The sequence below is a fragment of the Fructilactobacillus frigidiflavus genome (assembly GCF_044054575.1).
Lineage (GTDB): Bacteria > Bacillota > Bacilli > Lactobacillales > Lactobacillaceae > Fructilactobacillus > Fructilactobacillus frigidiflavus.
The window spans coordinates 1,563,068-1,581,090 of the sequence record NZ_CP168716.1; the positions used below are offsets into that span (position 1 = coordinate 1,563,068).

Annotated in this window: 21 protein-coding genes; 2 read left to right on the forward strand and 19 right to left on the reverse strand. The window is 34.2% G+C overall.

What is annotated here, in order from left to right; all coding sequences use genetic code 11:
* Positions 1-145: 145 nt before the first annotated feature.
* The 4 genes from tuf to rpsO form a co-directional block, all read right to left on the reverse strand.
* Positions 146-1,333, reverse strand: coding sequence for an elongation factor Tu (gene tuf / locus ACEPSS_RS08000; protein ID WP_395318978.1), 1,188 nt, complete (start codon positions 1,331-1,333; stop codon positions 146-148).
* A 170-nt stretch (positions 1,334-1,503) separates the two neighbouring features.
* Positions 1,504-2,406: a hypothetical protein gene (locus ACEPSS_RS08005; protein ID WP_395318980.1), complete on the reverse strand. Its 903-nt coding sequence runs from the start codon at positions 2,404-2,406 to the stop codon at positions 1,504-1,506.
* Positions 2,407-2,462: 56 nt separating this feature from the next.
* Positions 2,463-4,172: a ribonuclease J gene (locus ACEPSS_RS08010; RefSeq protein ID WP_395318982.1), complete on the reverse strand. Its 1,710-nt coding sequence runs from the start codon at positions 4,170-4,172 to the stop codon at positions 2,463-2,465.
* A gap of 157 nt (positions 4,173-4,329) precedes the next feature.
* On the reverse strand, positions 4,330-4,599 hold the full coding sequence (gene rpsO, locus ACEPSS_RS08015; protein WP_395318984.1) for a 30S ribosomal protein S15: 270 nt from the start codon (positions 4,597-4,599) through the stop codon (positions 4,330-4,332).
* A 220-nt stretch (positions 4,600-4,819) separates the two neighbouring features.
* Here rpsO and rpsT point away from each other — a divergent pair, with 220 nt between their 5' ends.
* Positions 4,820-5,080, forward strand: a complete 261-nt coding sequence (rpsT, locus tag ACEPSS_RS08020) for a 30S ribosomal protein S20 (RefSeq protein WP_395318986.1) — start codon at positions 4,820-4,822, stop codon at positions 5,078-5,080.
* A gap of 16 nt (positions 5,081-5,096) precedes the next feature.
* Here rpsT and holA read toward each other — a convergent pair whose 3' ends face one another.
* The 8 genes from holA to ACEPSS_RS08060 form a co-directional block, all read right to left on the reverse strand.
* Positions 5,097-6,125, reverse strand: a complete 1,029-nt coding sequence (gene holA / locus ACEPSS_RS08025; RefSeq protein WP_395318988.1) for a DNA polymerase III subunit delta — start codon at positions 6,123-6,125, stop codon at positions 5,097-5,099.
* Positions 6,109-8,346: a DNA internalization-related competence protein ComEC/Rec2 gene (locus ACEPSS_RS08030; protein WP_395318990.1), complete on the reverse strand. Its 2,238-nt coding sequence runs from the start codon at positions 8,344-8,346 to the stop codon at positions 6,109-6,111. Before ACEPSS_RS08030 ends, holA begins: the two co-directional genes overlap by 17 nt.
* Before the next feature lie 20 nt (positions 8,347-8,366).
* A complete protein-coding gene (locus ACEPSS_RS08035; protein ID WP_395318991.1) occupies positions 8,367-8,852 on the reverse strand; it encodes a ComE operon protein 2 in 486 nt (161 codons plus the stop codon).
* Positions 8,853-8,900: 48 nt separating this feature from the next.
* A complete protein-coding gene (locus tag ACEPSS_RS08040) occupies positions 8,901-9,590 on the reverse strand; it encodes a helix-hairpin-helix domain-containing protein (protein WP_395318993.1) in 690 nt (229 codons plus the stop codon).
* A gap of 65 nt (positions 9,591-9,655) precedes the next feature.
* Positions 9,656-9,988 (reverse strand): hypothetical protein, encoded by a 333-nt coding sequence (locus ACEPSS_RS08045; protein ID WP_395318995.1) that lies wholly within the window; start codon positions 9,986-9,988, stop codon positions 9,656-9,658.
* An 80-nt stretch (positions 9,989-10,068) separates the two neighbouring features.
* Complete coding sequence (locus ACEPSS_RS08050; protein ID WP_395318997.1) at positions 10,069-10,344, reverse strand: GNAT family N-acetyltransferase; 276 nt, start codon at positions 10,342-10,344, stop codon at positions 10,069-10,071.
* A 16-nt stretch (positions 10,345-10,360) separates the two neighbouring features.
* On the reverse strand, positions 10,361-11,020 hold the full coding sequence (locus ACEPSS_RS08055; RefSeq protein WP_395318999.1) for an NAD(P)-binding oxidoreductase: 660 nt from the start codon (positions 11,018-11,020) through the stop codon (positions 10,361-10,363).
* Between the two features lie 19 nt (positions 11,021-11,039).
* On the reverse strand, positions 11,040-11,348 hold the full coding sequence (locus ACEPSS_RS08060) for a hypothetical protein (RefSeq protein WP_395319001.1): 309 nt from the start codon (positions 11,346-11,348) through the stop codon (positions 11,040-11,042).
* Positions 11,349-11,539: 191 nt separating this feature from the next.
* Between ACEPSS_RS08060 and ACEPSS_RS08065 the strand changes: the two genes are divergently transcribed.
* A complete protein-coding gene (locus ACEPSS_RS08065; RefSeq protein WP_395319003.1) occupies positions 11,540-11,854 on the forward strand; it encodes a hypothetical protein in 315 nt (104 codons plus the stop codon).
* Between the two features lie 45 nt (positions 11,855-11,899).
* Here the strand turns inward: ACEPSS_RS08065 and ACEPSS_RS08070 are convergent, their stop codons facing one another.
* The 7 genes from ACEPSS_RS08070 to typA form a co-directional block, all read right to left on the reverse strand.
* Positions 11,900-12,373 carry a glutathione peroxidase gene (locus ACEPSS_RS08070; protein ID WP_395320538.1) on the reverse strand — a complete coding sequence of 158 codons (474 nt, stop codon included), beginning with the start codon at positions 12,371-12,373 and terminating at the stop codon, positions 11,900-11,902.
* Between the two features lie 36 nt (positions 12,374-12,409).
* The gene (locus tag ACEPSS_RS08075; protein ID WP_395319005.1) at positions 12,410-13,459 is read right to left on the reverse strand and encodes a SepM family pheromone-processing serine protease; all 1,050 of its coding nucleotides are present in this window, start codon (positions 13,457-13,459) and stop codon (positions 12,410-12,412) included.
* Positions 13,434-13,934: a pantetheine-phosphate adenylyltransferase gene (coaD, locus tag ACEPSS_RS08080; RefSeq protein WP_395319006.1), complete on the reverse strand. Its 501-nt coding sequence runs from the start codon at positions 13,932-13,934 to the stop codon at positions 13,434-13,436. Before coaD ends, ACEPSS_RS08075 begins: the two co-directional genes overlap by 26 nt.
* Positions 13,935-13,943: 9 nt before the next feature.
* The gene (gene rsmD / locus ACEPSS_RS08085; RefSeq protein ID WP_395319008.1) at positions 13,944-14,498 is read right to left on the reverse strand and encodes a 16S rRNA (guanine(966)-N(2))-methyltransferase RsmD; all 555 of its coding nucleotides are present in this window, start codon (positions 14,496-14,498) and stop codon (positions 13,944-13,946) included.
* Positions 14,499-14,500: 2 nt separating this feature from the next.
* Positions 14,501-14,764: a YlbG family protein gene (locus ACEPSS_RS08090; protein ID WP_395319010.1), complete on the reverse strand. Its 264-nt coding sequence runs from the start codon at positions 14,762-14,764 to the stop codon at positions 14,501-14,503.
* Between the two features lie 14 nt (positions 14,765-14,778).
* A complete protein-coding gene (locus ACEPSS_RS08095; protein ID WP_395319012.1) occupies positions 14,779-15,942 on the reverse strand; it encodes an FtsW/RodA/SpoVE family cell cycle protein in 1,164 nt (387 codons plus the stop codon).
* A 105-nt stretch (positions 15,943-16,047) separates the two neighbouring features.
* Positions 16,048-17,889, reverse strand: coding sequence for a translational GTPase TypA (gene typA / locus ACEPSS_RS08100; protein WP_395319014.1), 1,842 nt, complete (start codon positions 17,887-17,889; stop codon positions 16,048-16,050).
* Between the last annotated feature and the right edge of the window lie 134 nt (positions 17,890-18,023).

Here is an 18,023-nt window from a genome sequence, read left to right on the forward strand (position 1 = left end):
ATTCCTCCAACATGAAAAATAATAGAACTTTTTCAAGTAATTTATATACATATATTATTTTAACTTATGCACTATAAAATGTAAACATATACGAAAGAAACAAAAAAGACCAAAGACAAAGTCTTTGATCTTTTTTAGATACTTATTAGTCGTCAATACTTGTAACAGTACCGGCACCAACAGTGTGTCCACCTTCACGAATAGTGAATTTAGTACCTTTTTCGATTGCAACTGGTTTAGTTAACTCAACGTGGAATGTTGTGTTATCACCAGGCATAACCATTTCAGTACCTTTATCTAATTCGATAACACCAGTAACATCAGTGGTATGGAAGTAGAATTGAGGACGGTAGTTTGAGAAGAATGGAGTATGACGTCCACCTTCTTCTTTGCTCATGATATATACTTCGGCAGAGAATTTTTCGTGAGTTTGAACTGAACCAGGTGCAGCAAGCACTTGTCCACGAACAACTTGTTCACGGTTAACACCACGAAGTAAGGCACCAATGTTATCACCGGCTTGACCTTCGTCAAGAGTTTTTCTGAACATTTCAATACCAGTAACAGTAGTCTTCAATACGTCTTCAACAAGTCCAACGATTTCAACTTCGTCACCAACTTTAATAACACCACGTTCGATACGACCTGATGCAACAGTACCACGACCAGTGATAGTAAATACATCTTCGATAGGCATCATGAAAGGTTTGCTTTCGTCACGTTCTGGAGTTGGGATGTATTCATCAACAGTATCCATCAACTTCATGATTTGTTCTTCGGCTTCTTTGTCACCGTTAAGGGCTTTAAGAGCTGAACCACGGATAACAGGTGTGTTGTCACCATCGTAACCGTATTCTGATAATAAATCACGAACTTCCATTTCAACTAAGTCGATAAGTTCTTCATCATCAACCATGTCAGTCTTGTTAAGGAAAACGATGATGTAATCAACACCAACTTGTTTAGCTAACAAAATGTGTTCACGTGTTTGTGGCATAGGACCATCAGTTGCGGCAACAACTAAGATAGCACCATCCATTTGAGCAGCACCAGTGATCATGTTTTTAACATAATCGGCATGTCCAGGAGCATCGATATGAGCGTAGTGACGCTTTTCTGTTTCGTATTCGATGTGGGCAGTGTTGATAGTGATACCACGTTCTTTTTCTTCTGGAGCAGCATCGATATCAGCGAAATCTTCAGCCTTAGCTAAACCTCTGTCTGATAAAACTTTTGAAATTGCTGCAGTTAAAGTAGTCTTCCCGTGATCAATATGGCCAATAGTACCAATATTAACGTGGGGTTTTGTTCTTTCGTAATGTTCTTTTGCCATTATGAAACCCTCCTATTATTTTCGTAAGACGTCCTTTGGAGAAACCCAAAGTATCTTTACCTGTAATTATACTACAATTACGTTAAAAATAAAGTGGTTCTCTCAAAGAATTCATTAACATATTATATAGACTGAAAACACTTTTGTAAACCACTAAGCCCCAAATTTTATTAGTTTGTTAGGGTTTGCATAATTGAATCAATCAAACTCAACCATTTTAACACATCTTTATCATCAATTGGTTTAGAAAGATCTCCAAACATTTTTTGCTTAATCGTCGCTAACCAAATTTCAGGATTAATCACAATTTTATCAATATAAGGAAATAGCAATTGTAAATCAACGTTAACCACTACCTGTAATTGGGCGGCTATAATCGGATCTTCTTGACCAATCGTTTCATCAATCACTCGTTGCATCTTTTGAAAGGCCTTAGTTTGTTCAATATCAAGCGCACTTTTCGGAATAATGCTGTGCTTAGTATCATCAATCCAAATAAAATCAACTGACTTATTAAAACCCATCCGCATTAAGTTATTTAATAGTTGCATTCTCCAGACCGGATTAACGTCTTGATCTAACAGATTCAACCGAACTCCAGCTACATATTTTTGCAAAGGTAATGTTTCTGCTTCGCTAATCACTTCCCTTTGCCGAGTTGCAGAAAAGGCACCTAAATGCATAAATTCCCGACTTTTACTTGCAATTGTAGTTGGCTCATTGTTTTCATATTCAGCTTCACTTTGTTTAATTTTGCTGAGTAACTCATGTTTAATTTTCTCATTTTGCCCATCAGCAATAATTTGTAATTGCAAATATCGATGATTTTTTAAATATATTTTAGTTAATAAAGCAAAATTATCCTGCAAAAAAATCAGTAAATGATTGTCAACTAATCGACTAGCACTCACAAATTTATGATCATTAAATAAAGTTTCACCTAGCAGTAAAACTACTTGATTTTCATCAACTTCATCATATAAATCCAATAAAATATCAGTTGCTGCCCCAAAATCTTGATTTTCAATTTTATTTTTAGCAGTTTGAAACCTTGCTAATTGTTCAGTATTCATAAAATACCCTTTCTAAAAAGCAAAAAGGATTGAGCAACTTGCTCAATCCTCTTTAATTAATTTTTCTTTTGGTTATTTTTAAACCGTCGATGATGTTGGTTAACTTCCATGATCACTGGAAGAATTACGGGACGACGATCCGTTTTCTTGTAAAGGAAAGAGCTTAATTTTTCACGTACATCCTGTTTTAAATGACTCCAGTCAAAATCTTTATTATCTAAATTATTTTGCACCGTAGTTTCAACTAAATCAGATGCTTCTTGCAACAAAGCTTGATTTGATTGATCATAAACAAATCCACGAGATGTTACTTTCGACCCTTCAACAATTTCTTTCTTTTTACGATCAATGGTTACAACCGCAATGAAAACTCCATCTTGCGAAAGAATATTTCGATCACGAAGGACAATGTTTCCAATATCGCCCACCCCAATTCCATCAATCATGGTATCGGAAGCTGAGACAGCCTGGGCAAGTAACATATGTCCATTTTCAAACTCAATCACGTCACCTTTAGCTGGCATAATAATGTGATCATCAGGGAAACCAGCATCTAAGGCAGCTTCACGTTCAGATTGTAGTTGCCGATATTCACCTTGAACTGGAATCAAATAATCTGGATTAATTAAGCTAATCATCATTTGAATGTCACTACGACTAGCATCACTTGATAAATCAAGCTCTGTGTCAATTGATGCAACGGTTCCATCAGCTTGATAAACCATATCTCTAGTTTTTGACCAAGCATTATCCATTGCCCGTAATGGTGAGGTAGCTAATAATACTAAATCACCTGGTTCAATCTTGAGTTTCTTGTTTCTTTGACTAGCCATTCTTTGAAGTGAAAGCATTTCTTCTCCAGGTTGGCCAACATGTAGAATAATAGTTTTGTCAGGATCTAATTTTTCTAACTCGTCAATCGAAGCAACAAAAATTTCTTGGTCTGGAAGTTTTAGTTTCCCTTGTTCAATGGCCGTATCAATCATGAATTTAGATTTTTCGTTAGCTACGTAAATCATTCGTCCGGTTTCGGCAGCCGCATCAATAATTTCTTGTAAACGAAGAATATGACCAGAAAGACAAGTAATAATCACTCGCCCATTTTGGTAATCTAAAGTATCAATTAAAAATTCTTGAACTTTCTTTTCTTCAGTTACTTTAGAATTATCTTCAGCATTTCTTGCATCACAAAGTAATGCTAAAACATTTTTATTTGAAACTTCTGCAATGGCCGCATAATTAGTCCGATATGCCTCCGGAACCGTTTGATCAAATTTGAAGTCTCCTGTATAAGCAATACTTCCCTGGTCAGTGGAAATGACAATTCCAACTGCATCAGGAATTGAATGTGTTACCCCAAAGAAACTAACGGAACCATCATCAAAAGCAATTTCACTTTTATCATTAATAATGTGGAAATCATCAAACTTTTTAGATTTACGATTCTTTTTAACTAATTTTTCGGCAATCTTAATTGAAAGTTCCGTACCAAAAACTGGTACATTAAATTCACTAAGAAAGTATGGTAATGAACCAATTGAATCAAGATGTCCTGAAGTCAAAAATACTCCAACAATCTTTTCTTTGTTATCCCGAAGGTATGAAAAGTCAGGAATGACATAGTCGATTCCTAACATATCATCTAAAGGAAACTTAGATCCACAATCAAGAATGAAAATACTACTTTCATTCACTTCAACGGCAAATAAATCTTTGCCCTCTTCTCGCACACCACCAAGTGGTATGATTTTAATATTCTTTTTCATTAATTACACCTCAATATATTACAGTTACTATTTTTTATTATTTATCAATTAGGCACTCGTTCAAAATCTAACATGTAACTTTAGTGTAACATATTTAGGCATAAAATTGGTTAAAAAAAGGATGAGGCAAAATGCCTCATCCTTTTTAGAATTAAGATTAACGACGTAATCCTAAAGCTTTGATTAGTTCACGGTAACTTTGTACATCTTTCTTACGTAAGTAAGTCAATAAGTTACGACGGTGACCAATTTTTTTCATAAGTCCACGTTGTGAATGGAAATCTTTTTTGTGTTCTTTCATATGTCCGTTAATTTCGTTGATGTCTGCTGTTAAAACTGCGATTTGTACTTCAGTTGAACCAGTGTCACCTTCGTGAGTAGCGAATTTGTTGATAATTTCAGTTTTTTGTTCTTTAGTTAAAGCCATTATGCTTTACCACCTTTCAATTAAAAATCCCGCAGTTCTGAGTATTACGTCAGTAAATCGTAAAACTAAGAACCAGTTACTTATTAAATATACATCATTTAAAACAAAATTTCAAACAAATCTTAGCTTGTATTGCAATTATGGCTTATATTTTGTATAATTATGAATGTTAAAACTGTGGAGTTAGGATTAATTTCACTATTGTGGAGGTGAAAATATTATGCCAGTTATTAAATCAGCTATCGAACGTATGAAAACTAACGAAATCGCTCGTAAAAGAAACGCTTCTGAAAAGAACCGTATGAGAACTGCTGTTAAAGCTTTTGAAAATGCTAGTGCCAAAGGTGCAAGCGACGTTGAAGCTTTATACCGTGATGCAGTTGCTGCAATTGATCATTCAAAATCAAAAGGTCTTATCAAGACTAACAGTGCTAACCGTAAAAAGTCACACTTAGCAAACATCATGAATAAATTATCATAATAAAAAAGAACTCATATCAAATTGAGTTCTTTTTTTGTCCTAATTTAATCGCAAACATTTCAAAAAGTAGTTCCGGATTAGCGGTGCTGCTTTTTAATTTGCATTCGATTTGAATCAATTGTAGATAAGCATCCTTTAGATAATTCAAAGAAAACTTTTGTGATGATTGCATAGCTAATTTAACCCGATAAGGATGAACTTTTAGAGTATTAGTAATCATATTTTGACTATAACTATGCTTCAACAAGATTTTAATTTGCAACAATAAGCGGAAATGACTTTCCAAAATTGCATTAATTTGAACTGGCTCTTGTTTTTGTTCCAGTAATTGGTGGTAAAACTGAATTGCTTGCGTGGTTTTCCCCGTTACGATGTAATCAACTAACGCAAAAACATTTTGATCTAAAGACTTAGAGACTAACTTATCTACCACTGCTACCGTAATTTGTTTTGAATCATTGCAATAAATAAAAATCTTTTGTAATTCATTCATCATCTTACTTAAATCACCCAAAGTTCGGGCATACAATTCATTCATTGCATCCGTTTCAATTTGATAGCCCTGCTTTTCAGCTTGATGTCTTACAAAATCAGCAGTCTCGCGTTCCGAAAAATCACTAAGAGTAATTGTCGTACTTTTGTTTTTTAGTTTTTTAACAATTTTTTTACGTCCATCTAATTTATCGTATGGGGCCAAGATAACTAAAATGGTCTCTGCCGAAGGATGATCAAGGTATTGCTCTAATTCATCGACATTGTGCTTAATTTTACTTTTTGACCGACTCCCAGTTAAGAAGTAAGCATTTTTAATTAGTACTAGTCTTTTTTCACCAAAAAAAGGCATCGACAAAGCATCGTTCATGGCCACCGCCAAAGGTGTTTCTTCCATATCATAAACACCAAAGTTCATGGTCTGTTCTTCTGGTGGAATAATCTTTTTGATTTGTTGCATTATTTCGTTTTCCCAATAATCGTTTTTCCCGATTACTAGGTAAACTGGAGCTTGCGTAGTTGCCATTGTTTTAATTTTATCGGTTAAACTCATTTAAATCCCCCTTCCATTTTGTGGTAAAGTACCCGTTTTGTAACCGATAACGATAGGAAATCATTCCGACTTTTTGGGTACTGATTAAGCTTACATGTTCTTTTGCCATTGTTTGCAGGGTTTCTTGATTAGGATGACCATAGTGATTATTTCTTCCAGCTGAAATAATTCCAACTTTGGGTTCGATGGCATGAATAAATTTTGGGTCAGATGCTGTTTTACTGCCATGATGACCTAACTTCAGCACATCAATTTTCAAATCTGGATACTTGTCTAAGATTTTAATCTCATCTGCCCGATCTAAATCACCTGTAAACATCCAATTTAAGTGATTAATTTGACTATATAGTACCATTGAATCTTCGTTCTTACCTAATCCAGCAACAAAAGGATGAATCACCTTTAATGAAGTTCCAGCAATCGTATCCCCAGCTTTTACACTAACTAATTTAAAATTTTTGAAAGGCCTAATCTTTTTCATAAAATGCTGATTTTTTTCCATTCCCAGGGGAATATAAACTCGATCAACTTTCATATCTTTTAGGTAAGCGGGCAGATCTCCGATGTGATCAGAATCCTGATGACTTAAACAAATATTATCAATGTGATTAATTCCAATGCTTTTTAAATACCGGATTGAAGTATTCGGTGCCAGATAAACATCTTTTTGTCCCTGTTTAGCAAAGAAATTAGGTTTTCCACCAGTATCAATCAAAGTGATTGACCGATTAAAAGGCGTTCTAACTAAAATACTATCACCTTGACCTACATCAAAAAAGGTAACTTCACCACTAATCGAATAATGAATAACGCCATACATCCCTAAACTCAAACAGATCAACACAACTATATACTTTAATTTAGCCCTTTCTATATATAACAAACCACAAATTATCATCAAAATCACAAAAATTATCCACGGTTTGCCAAAAGTTATTTTACCGGGTAAACACGAAATGAGCGTTGTAAAGTGATCAAAAATCATTAAAAACGCGTCCACTAAGTTTACACCTGGAATTTTAAGCAAACTTAACAAATATCCAACTAATACTAGTGGAAAAATAAGCACGGTAAAAAAGGGAATGATGAGTAAATTAGCTAGCAATGATAAAGCGTGCCACTCATACATATAATATATAACAATTGGAAAACTAACTAATTCCAAACATAAAGTTCGTTTTATCTCATTCACATTTCCAAGATAAATCAAAGCTAAAGATAAGGCATAAGAAAGTTGGCAGCCAAATTCTAATAGAAGCATCGGATTAATTAATAAGTTAATCATCAAAGCCAAAGACCACACATCTAATCTAGTAAAATACAATTTAAACTTATTAGCAACTAGCCGTTCTTCAATCATTAAAATGGCCCGAATTAATCCAACTGCCGATCCAGCAATGATTGAGTACGCTGGCAAACCAACAATTAGTCCCCATTGCACCCGTTCTCGTTTAAGGTGCATCAATGACGTCAACATTAAAATCAAATCAATTAAAAAATAAACATGCATTCCCGAAATACTAAATAAATGAATCAAGCCTAACTGCTGAATTCCATCCATCTCAGTTTTGAAATCAATATTTTTATAACCAAAAACGAGACTTTGAACATACATTTTAAGATATTTGGGTAATTGATTAGCAGTTTCTAAACCCCAAAAACGAAAAAGATGGAGTTGATCAATTAGTGAAGCCTTGCTTGAGCAACTACTTTCTAGTTTGGTAATTTTAACTTGGCCGTAAATTCCTTGCTGCCCATAAAAGGTTTGGGAATCAAATTGGTTAACGTTCGGGGCCGCTTCTAACACAGATAAATCTCCAACTACTTTTAGTTGGTTTTTTTGTTTAATTCCCTTAATTAACTCTTTTTCTCGTTGATTCTTCAGTACTCCAAAACATAAGACTGTTTGTTTAGCTTCAGGTGAGTACCCTAAAGCCCGAAATCGATTTTCGTTAAGATGAATTTCGTCGGGTAAAATTTCAAGCCTTAGCGTTTGTCCTGGTTTGCTTAAATGTTCAATTGTAATTCGTTTTTGGGTTTCATGTTGATAATGAATACTAAACAAAACTAATGGAATTAGCGCCAATAGCAAATTTTTTCCCAATAATCCTTTAATTTTTAAACAATAAATTCGAAATAAAACTAAACTAGTTCCGATACTAGCAAATACGATTTGCCCAGCAAAAAATAACGACAAACATCCCCATAATAGGGCTGTCATTACATAGAAGTTCTTTTTAATTATTTATCGAAAGATAAGTATTTATCAAATGGTAGGTCTTCAATTTGTTCTTTATCAATTTTTACCTTTTCAACTTTAATCTGTTCTTTTTTTAATAATGATTCTGCGTATTCACTATTGTGGTACTCTCGAAGATATTTAATCGTTTTAATGCCCGCTTGTAGTAGCATTTTAGTACACTGCAAACAGGGAAAATCGGTCACATAAATTTCGGCATTATCAGTGGATTCACCAAATTTAGCACACTGTAAAATTGCATTCATTTCAGCATGAATGGTTCTTTGACAATGGCCATCAACCATATAACAACCTTCATCAATACAATGAACATCACCAGAAACTGAACCATTATAACCACATGCAATTACACGCTTGTTGCGTACCAAAACAGCCCCAACTGATAAACGTTCGCAAGTACTTCTAGTAGCGACTAAAATTGCTTGTATCATAAAATATTGATCCCAAGGAAGCCTTTTTTTCGTCATCGTTTTCTCCTCCATAATCGATTAATACTATAAGTATAGCAAATCTCATTAAACAGATAACGATGGTTTTAAATTAGCAACGGTTCGGTCCCCGAATCCCGGGACATTTTTTAAATCATCTACTGATTTAAATGGTCCATTTTGATTGCGATAATCAATTATTTTTTCCGCTTTCTTTTGGCCTACCCCATTAATGGTCTGCATCTTAGTGGCATCAGCTTCATTTAAGTTAATTTTATCACCACTAGCTTTAGTATCTGAACCAGTTTTACCATCATTATTAGATTTATCAGTAGGGTTACCAAGGTTCGTTACAGGATTCGCAGAAATTTCTCCTTGAATTGGAATGTATAAAATTTCTTGATCAGTAACCTTTTTGGCAAGATTAACCTGATTTCGATCAGCATGTTCGTTAAATCCACCAGCCATTTTAATTAAATCGGTTCCTCGCATACTTCTTGTTGCTTGATATACCCCAGGATTCAAAACAGCACCTTTTACGTCAACAAAAATTTGTTCATGCAGTTGATTATTCGTAGTCGACTGACCATTCCCTTTATTAGTGGCCTTTGCAGAGTTTGGTTTGGTTGATGTAAGTGAGTTAGTTGTGGTTGCCTCAGTACTTTGGCTAATAAAACAGTACGCCCCAGTTAAAACCATGCAAATCAATAAACCAAAAATAACTTGATATTTATATTCTTCAATTAATTCTTTAACTTTTCCAATATACTTATCCATCTTTCTCCCCTTTCTTTATATAAATACGAAAAAGTTGGAAGACAAAATTTTGTCTTCCAACTTTTTTAAGAAATTATCTCATTATTAAGCTTTAAGTAATTCAAAACATAGGCCTTAATCGACGGCTGTAATTCGCCTAAAAATTCTCGCTCCCACAAACCTCTTTGAATAATCGCATCTTTTCTTTCATTTTCTTTAAAGCGTTTCAAATGTTGCTTACCATGAACATTAATACTAGCTTGCCAATAAATATATTCCCGTCCATCCTGATTTCGATTAATTAATTTAGTAACGCCCACAATTCCACTGCGGTTTCGTTTACCAATTTTATTATGGCTAGCTTTAGCAGCAGCTTTCCTTAAGATTTTCATCTGTTCATGAAGTTTTTCTTTTTCCAAAGTAATCGCCTCTAATCTTTTAAATAATTTAGATAAATCGTATGTTAATTATATCACAATCATTTAAAGGCAACTTCAAATTAATTTTCATCTAAAAGTAAATCAGCATACTTATCGTTTCGAGCAAAAAATTGTTGAGCATAACTACAAACTGGTTCAATCTTAAATTGATGTTCTTGAGCATAGTTAATCACCGTTAACATTAGCTTTCCCGCAATTCCTCGTCCCCGATATTCTGGAGCAACAAACGTATGGTTAATTGAAATCACGTTATTTCCAATTGTAAAAATTAATTCAGCAACGGTTTTATCATCAACTTCAGCATAAAAACGTCCTGGTTCATATTCAAATTTCATTAAAAATCAACTCCCTTTAACGACTTAAGTCATTTAAAGCATCTTCAATTTTATTGGTCCCATTTTGCATTGTAATCACCTTTTTATAAGTTTGCGCATTATCTAAACTTAAAAATAAGACCCTTGCTACATCTTTAATTGAACTTGAATGAGTTGGTTTCGAAGCATCAAAATCAACTTTACCAGTTCCTTTTCCCTCCACAAGCGAACTAGGTTGCAAAATTGTGTAATTTAAATTCGTACTTTTAATTAGATAATTATCTGCCATAAATTTAGCAGCTTGGTACTCCTGTAAAGCAGCATACTTTTCCTGATTTAACCAACTATCTAATTCTAATGAACCGTACGAGCTTAACATTAGATAACGCGAGACGCCGGCCTTTTCTGCTGCAATCATCGTTTTAATTGCTCCAAAACTATCAACGTTAATTAAATCATGGCCCCTTGAACCGGCAACAAAGTAAATGGCATTAAATCCGGTTTCTAATTTAGTTAATTCAGCAATGTTTAATTTACCTAAATTCATTTTAATCACTTTGACCCGCTTATGATCAGTAATTGCTATCCGTTCTGGATGAGCAACAGCAATTGTAACTTCTGCCTCTGATCTAGTTAGAAAGTCTTCCACCAAGGCGTTTCCTACTCTACCTGAACCACCAATAATCATAATTTTCATTTGGTTTTCTCCTTTAATTTTAAGCACTAAAAATAATTACAAAGGATGTTCCTTGGTTAGTTTTGGGTTCAATATCCAAAAAATCGTCCCAAGCATAAACATCATTTTCATCTTTAAAATTGAGTTCATTATACTTAATTGTTTCTTCAACTGCACGATTTGTGTCGTCTAGTTCTTCATCTTTTAGAGAGTAAAACCGCACGTTATAAAGATACTTTTGATTCATATTAGGGCTAATCTCATATTTAATTTTAAAATCATCAATTGTAAATGTTCCCGTAATAATTTCGTCTGCAGTTGCCGGCTTTTTTAACTCTATTTTTTTCATTAATTTTACCTAGCCGTTTATTTTTGTCGCAAGCAACGATTTGCCTACGGTTATATTGTATACCAAAAAGACAGTTAATCATTTAGCTGTGCTTTCAAGGGGCCGCATGATGCAAACTTAGCTAGGATAAATTAAAAAATCAAGTAAAAAAGACTATAATAGAATTAAATTAAAAATTGGAGGTGCATAGGATGTTTAATTTATTCAGTAGTCTTAATTCATTAATCTTTTTAATCGTGGTAAATCTTGTATTATGGATTGTCACAGCATGCTTATGGGGAATTGACAAATTAATGAAAAGACCCGCCTATAAAATTGCTTGGTCTGACTGTGGTCAAATCATCTGTTTTATTGATACGGTAATCTTTATTTTTAGTTTCATTTTCTACCTTATCATCTTAATTTTAGGAATTTATTTACCTAATGAAATTTTATTAATTTGCTTTGTTTTAGTTTTAATTGCAGCATTTATCGGAAGTATCATTTGGAAATTCTTGAAAAGATAGTCATGTTAAAAAGACCTCATCAATTATTCTGATGAGGTCTTTTTGTTACTGATGATTATTTAATGCAGCTATAATTTCTGGTTCTATTTTTAACGGGGATGTGATTGGTGCATAGCGATGAATTAATTCACCATTACGGCTAATTAAAAATTTAGTGTAATTCCATTTGATTTTTCCGTGTCCTGATTCCTTTTTTAAATAAGCAAAAAGCGGACTTTCACTTTCGCCGTTGACCTTTACCATGGTAGTCATGGGAAAAGTCACCCCATAATGAAGTTTACAATATTCATTAACGTCTTGACTTGCAAGTTCTTGATGAAATTGATTAGAAGGAAAACCGATCACTTCAAGTCCTTGATTGTGATACTTTACATATAAGGCTTCTAAATCTTTCAACTGTCCGGCAAGTCCACATTTACTGGCTGTATTTACCACTAAAACAACTTTATCTTTGAAGTCAGCAAAATTAATCAGTTTGCCATTCATTTCTTTAATTTTAAAATCATAAATTGATTTAATTTCTGTCATTTATCTTCTTCTCTTTCTAAAGTTAGGCTAATGATTTTCCAAATAATTCAATGCATCATTAAAATTCTTAACTGGAACCACTTTCATATGCGGTGCATACTTTTCAGCGGTCTTTTTAGCAACTTGATAATTAGTTTGTTTTTCACCTTCCATTGCTAGGTTAGCTTTAGTTGGTTTTACATATGGGGCAAAAAATACTTGTGCTCCACTTTCATTGGCGGCAATAATTTTCTTATCGATTCCACCAATTTCACCAACATCACCATTTGGTGCAATCGTACCAGTTCCAGCTACTTTACTAAACGAATACGACTTGTGTTCAAGCTGACTGTAAATTTGTAAAGCAAACATCAAGCCACCTGATGGGCCTCCAATTTCACCTGGATCAACTTTAATTTCAGGATTCGTTTTGACAGTCATATCATCCGTCATCGTCATTCCTACCCCATTAAAGCCCGGCACAATTTGGCGCTTTTGCCCTTTTACTTCGTGATTTTTACCATTGCGCTTAAACTGAATCGTTAATTTGGCATTATCCGGTAAACTCTTAATGTACTTAACATATTCAATACTTTGTTTAAGCCGTTTACCATTAATTGACTCCACTAAATCTGCTGGTTCTAGTTTTCCCTTAAAATCAGAATTTGGTAATAACGACAATACATAAACTCCTTGGTAATTTTTAGTAACTTCACGATGGGCATGATGGTAACCCACGTAAATGGCGTTATTAATTGCGGTATTCATATACACCGTTTGAACATTACTAAATTGTTCATTATTTTGTCCGCCAGTAATTGAATTAGCACTTTCAATCGATAAATGTGGGTTAAATTGCTTTTGTAAATAAGAAATCGGATGTGCTTGTGAAATAGAAACGGCGGTAATCATAAATTTAGTTTTTTTCAGTTTTTGAACGTTATCAATCTTAACCATTGGTTGAAGGTCAATTGCTTCTCCGGGAGCTTCAACTAAGGCATTTAAGGGCCATAAAAATAACCATAAAATAAAAAGAATTGCCACGGTCAGTGATAAAGAAATTTTATGTTTTTTAATCGAGTTTTTTATTTTTTTCATGATTTACCTTCACTTTCAAAGCTGCTAAAACTGGGCTCGGGACAAATTGAGAAACATCACCATCAAACCGATTAATTTCCTTTACCATGGACGAAGAAATTAATTCGTAATTTTTGTTGGCAAAAATCAACAATGTTTCCATCTGATCATCTAAAAGACTATTTAAGTTAGCGATTTCCTTTTCAAAAACAAAATCACTTGAATCACGGGTTCCTCGAATAATTAGGTTAGTACCTTGTTCTTTGACAAAGTTAACCGTTAAGCCATTATATTCGGTAACTGATACATTTTGAATATCAGTAACGGACTGCTTAATTAAATTTACTCGTTCAGCAGCAGAAAATAGCGTTTGCTTATCGGGATTATTTCCGACTGCTACCACTACTTCATCAAAAATTTGAGCAGCCCGTTTTATGATATTCAAATGGCCATTGGTAATTGGATCAAAACTACCTGGATAAATTACTTTTTTCATAATTAGTTCCTATTCTAACGACTGATAAATGGTAATCACCGTTAACCCATAATCCTTTTGCTTAATCAAACTATAATCTGGGACTTCTGCCAAATTAGTTTTATTATCAGTTTCACAAATTACGAGTCCTTTGGGATTTAACAAGTCATATTTTTTAATTTCGGCTAATTGTTTAACCATTTGTTGTGCTGCATAGGGTGGATCCAAAAAAATATAATCAAATTTTTCGTGCTTAGCTGCTAATTTTTTTAATGCCTGCTCGGCATCCATTTTCAAGACTTTAAAAGCACTTTGTTCTTCATTTGTAATTTCAATATTCTTTTTAATCGTTTTAAACGCAGCATATTGTCGATCAACTAAGACGGCCTGCTGCATTCCACGTGAAATTGCTTCAATTGCAACGGCTCCTGAGCCAGCAAATAAATCTAAAAATGAACCATTATCAAAGTATGGTCCAATCATATTAAATAGCGATTCGCGGACTTTATCAGTGGTTGGACGCGTTTTGGTTCCAGGAACTGGAGCAACTTTGCGTCCCCCAAATTTACCAGAGATAATTCTCATGATTATTCTTCCTCCATCGCATTCAAATTTAATTCATTTAGTTCTTTAGCTAAAGCAATCGTAGGGGTCTTTTCAACCCGTTTTACATAGCGCTGCTTTTTTATTTCTTCAATTGTCGCTTCAATTTGCTCACAATCAACAAATAAAATCACGTAATGCATTTTTTTAGAAATAAAGCGAACATCTCCAAATTTTTTTAAGTTTTTGGCTTGTTTCAACGAAAAAATCGAAACCAGTAATTCAGTTCGAGCTTGAATAGTTTCCAAATTTCATTCTCCTCTTATTTTTGTAATTGTTCCTGTTTTTCAATACTACTGATTTTTAAAACTAAAGCAATACAAAGGCTCAAAGTAAACATACTTGATCCACCATAACTAATAAACGGCAAAGCCACTCCAGTCAATGGGACTAGCGCAACTGCACCACCTGCATTAAATAAGGTTTGAATGGTAAGATAAGCTGCTGTTCCATAACAAATTGAACTATATTGTAAATTATTAGTCTGACGACCAATTTGAATTATTTGAATAATCATAAAATAAAGCAAGCCCAACACAAAGATTATTCCAACTAATCCAAATTCTTCAGAAATAATTGATATGATAAAGTCAGTATTGGCTTCAGGTAAATAACCCATTTTTTGGATACTATTCCCTAATCCCCGACCTGCAAGCCCCCCATTACTAATGGCATAAAATGAATTTATTAATTGGGCTCCCGAAGTTTGGGCATGTAAAAAAGGATTATGGAAAGCAACAATTCTTTGCACTTGATAACTATGGATATGTTGTCCTACATCAGCAAAAAAACTAGATGCGGTATAAAAAGCGATTATAAAGAATGCAACTATGCCAGTCCAATTTCGCAATGTTTTGCCACTTCGACTAGCCCCTAAAAGCATTGCAAAGACAATCATAAAATTAATGGCAGCTCCCCCAGTATCTGGTTGGACGGCAATTAAAAGTAAAATTGTGGCCGGAATGAAAAGTGGGAAAAAATTTTCTTTAAAAGATGTTCCTAGTCCATAATTTTCAATATTAAGTTGTCGTTTTCGTAAGATTAAAGCAAAGAAAATAATGAAAAAAAACTTACAAAATTCAGCTGGTTGTAAACTAAAAAAACCTAAGGAAATCCAGCCAGCAGCACCGTTAATCGTTTTTCCAAGTAGCTTAACGTATAGTAATGCAACTAAGAGTCCCCAAAAAAGATATATTACAAATCGATTTGACAAAATAAATTTAAAAAAGAACTTATTAACACAAAATATAATTACTAACCCAATTAGAAAATAAAAGGTTTGTTTTTCGGCAAGCATTGTCGCTTCCCCTTGACCAAAAGATAACCCAATTCCGGCACTGGCAGAATAGACCATAACAATTCCAAATAAACATAGAATGATGTACGGAACCATTAAATACCAATCAATACTAGATCTTTTTTTCATAACTATCTCCAACAATTTTATTTTTCAGTGATTATTCTTATTGTACTAGTATTTATACCTAAAAAAAAGGACTACTCAGTTGAGTAATCCTTTTTAAAAATTTAATTATTTATTTTTGTTTTTATTTTTCTTGGCTGCCTTTTCACGTTCACCAGTATTTAAAATACGTTTTCTTAAACGAACAGTTTCAGGCGTTACTTCACAAAGTTCATCACTATTCAAGAATTCAAGTGATTCTTCAAGAGTTAAGTGAACTGGGGCTTTAACCTTAGCAATATCTTCAGAACCAGCTGCACGAACGTTGGTTTGGTTACGTCCACGAGTGATATTAACAGAAATATCGTTATCACGTGAGTTTTCACCAACAATCATACCTTCATAAACTTCAGTAGCTGGATCAGTAAAAATCTTACCACGATCTTGAACTGCCATGATGGCGTAAGTAGTAACCTTACCTGTATTAATTGAAACAAGGGTACCATTACGACGACCAGGGTTCCAGTTCTTAACAACTGGAGCATACTTTTCAAAAGTATGGTTCATAATTCCGTAACCATGGGTGATTGAAAGGAATTGAGTTGAGTAACCAATCAAACCACGAGATGGAACTAAGAAAGTCATCCGTGTTTGACCATTACCAACACTTTCCATGTTTTGCATTTCACCCTTACGTTGTGAAAGTGTATCAATGATTGAACCAGAATATTCATCTGGAGTATCAATTTGTACAGATTCAAAAGGTTCTGATTTAACTCCATCAATATCTTTGTAAATAACTTCAGGACGAGAAACTTGAAGTTCGAAACCTTCACGACGAAGGGTTTCAATCAAGATTGACAAGTGAAGTTCTCCACGACCAGAAACTACCCATGAACCGGGATCATCAGTTTCTTCAACTCGAAGAGAAACATCAGTATGAAGTTCTCTTTCAAGTCGGTCAATTAATTGACGAGCAGTAACAAATTTACCTTCTTTACCAACGAATGGTGAAGTATTAGTACCAAAAGTCATCCGCATCGTTGGTTCATCAATTCGAAGAATTGGTAGTGGTTCAAGAGCGTCAGGTGCTACAACTGTTTCACCAACGTTAATATCTTCCATACCAGAAACCGCAATTAAATCTCCAGCCTTAGCTTCGTTAATTTCCACCTTGTTCAAACCAACAAATCCCATGATTTTAGTAACTCGGAATTTTTGTTGTGAACCATCAAGTTTCATAACAACCACGTTGTCACCAACTTTGATTTTTCCACGGAATACACGACCGATACCAATTCGACCAACGAAGTCATCATAATCAAGCATTGCTACTTGGAATTGTAATGGGTCTTCTGAATTATCGATTGGTGCAGGAATGTTTTCTAGAATAGTATCAAAAACTGGTTTCATCGTGTGTTCTTGAGAATCTAAATCAGGTGAAAGACTTGAAGTTCCGTTCATAGCAGAAGCGTAAACAACTGGGAATTCAAGTTGACTTTCATCGGCACCTAACTCGATAAACAAATCAAGTACTTCATCAACTACTTCTTCAGGACGAGCACCTGGCTTATCAATCTTGTTAATTACCACGATTGGTGTCAAGTGTTGATCTAAAGCTTTTTTCAACACGAAACGAGTTTGTGGCATTGTACCTTCAGCTGCATCAACAACCAAAAGCACCCCATCAACCATTCGCATGATACGTTCAACTTCTCCACCAAAATCGGCATGTCCGGGGGTATCTAGAATGTTAATTTGTTTGCCATCGTATTTAACGGCTGTATTCTTTGAAAGAATCGTAATACCACGTTCACGTTCAATTGGATTTGAATCTAACGCACGGTCTTGAATTTCATCATGACCATCAAGGGTATCAGATTGTTTCAATAATTCATTAACCAAAGTCGTCTTACCATGATCGACATGGGCAATAATTGCAATATTTCTAATATCATCTCTTGTTTTCAAAAATGTTTCCTCCTCAAAAAGCAGTTAAAAGCTAGCAACCCAATTCTGAACTAGTAATCAGATAAAAAGCCGTGACACTGTCACAGCCCCATGAATACCTTGAATATTAATTTATTAATCGTTTTGCACTCTTT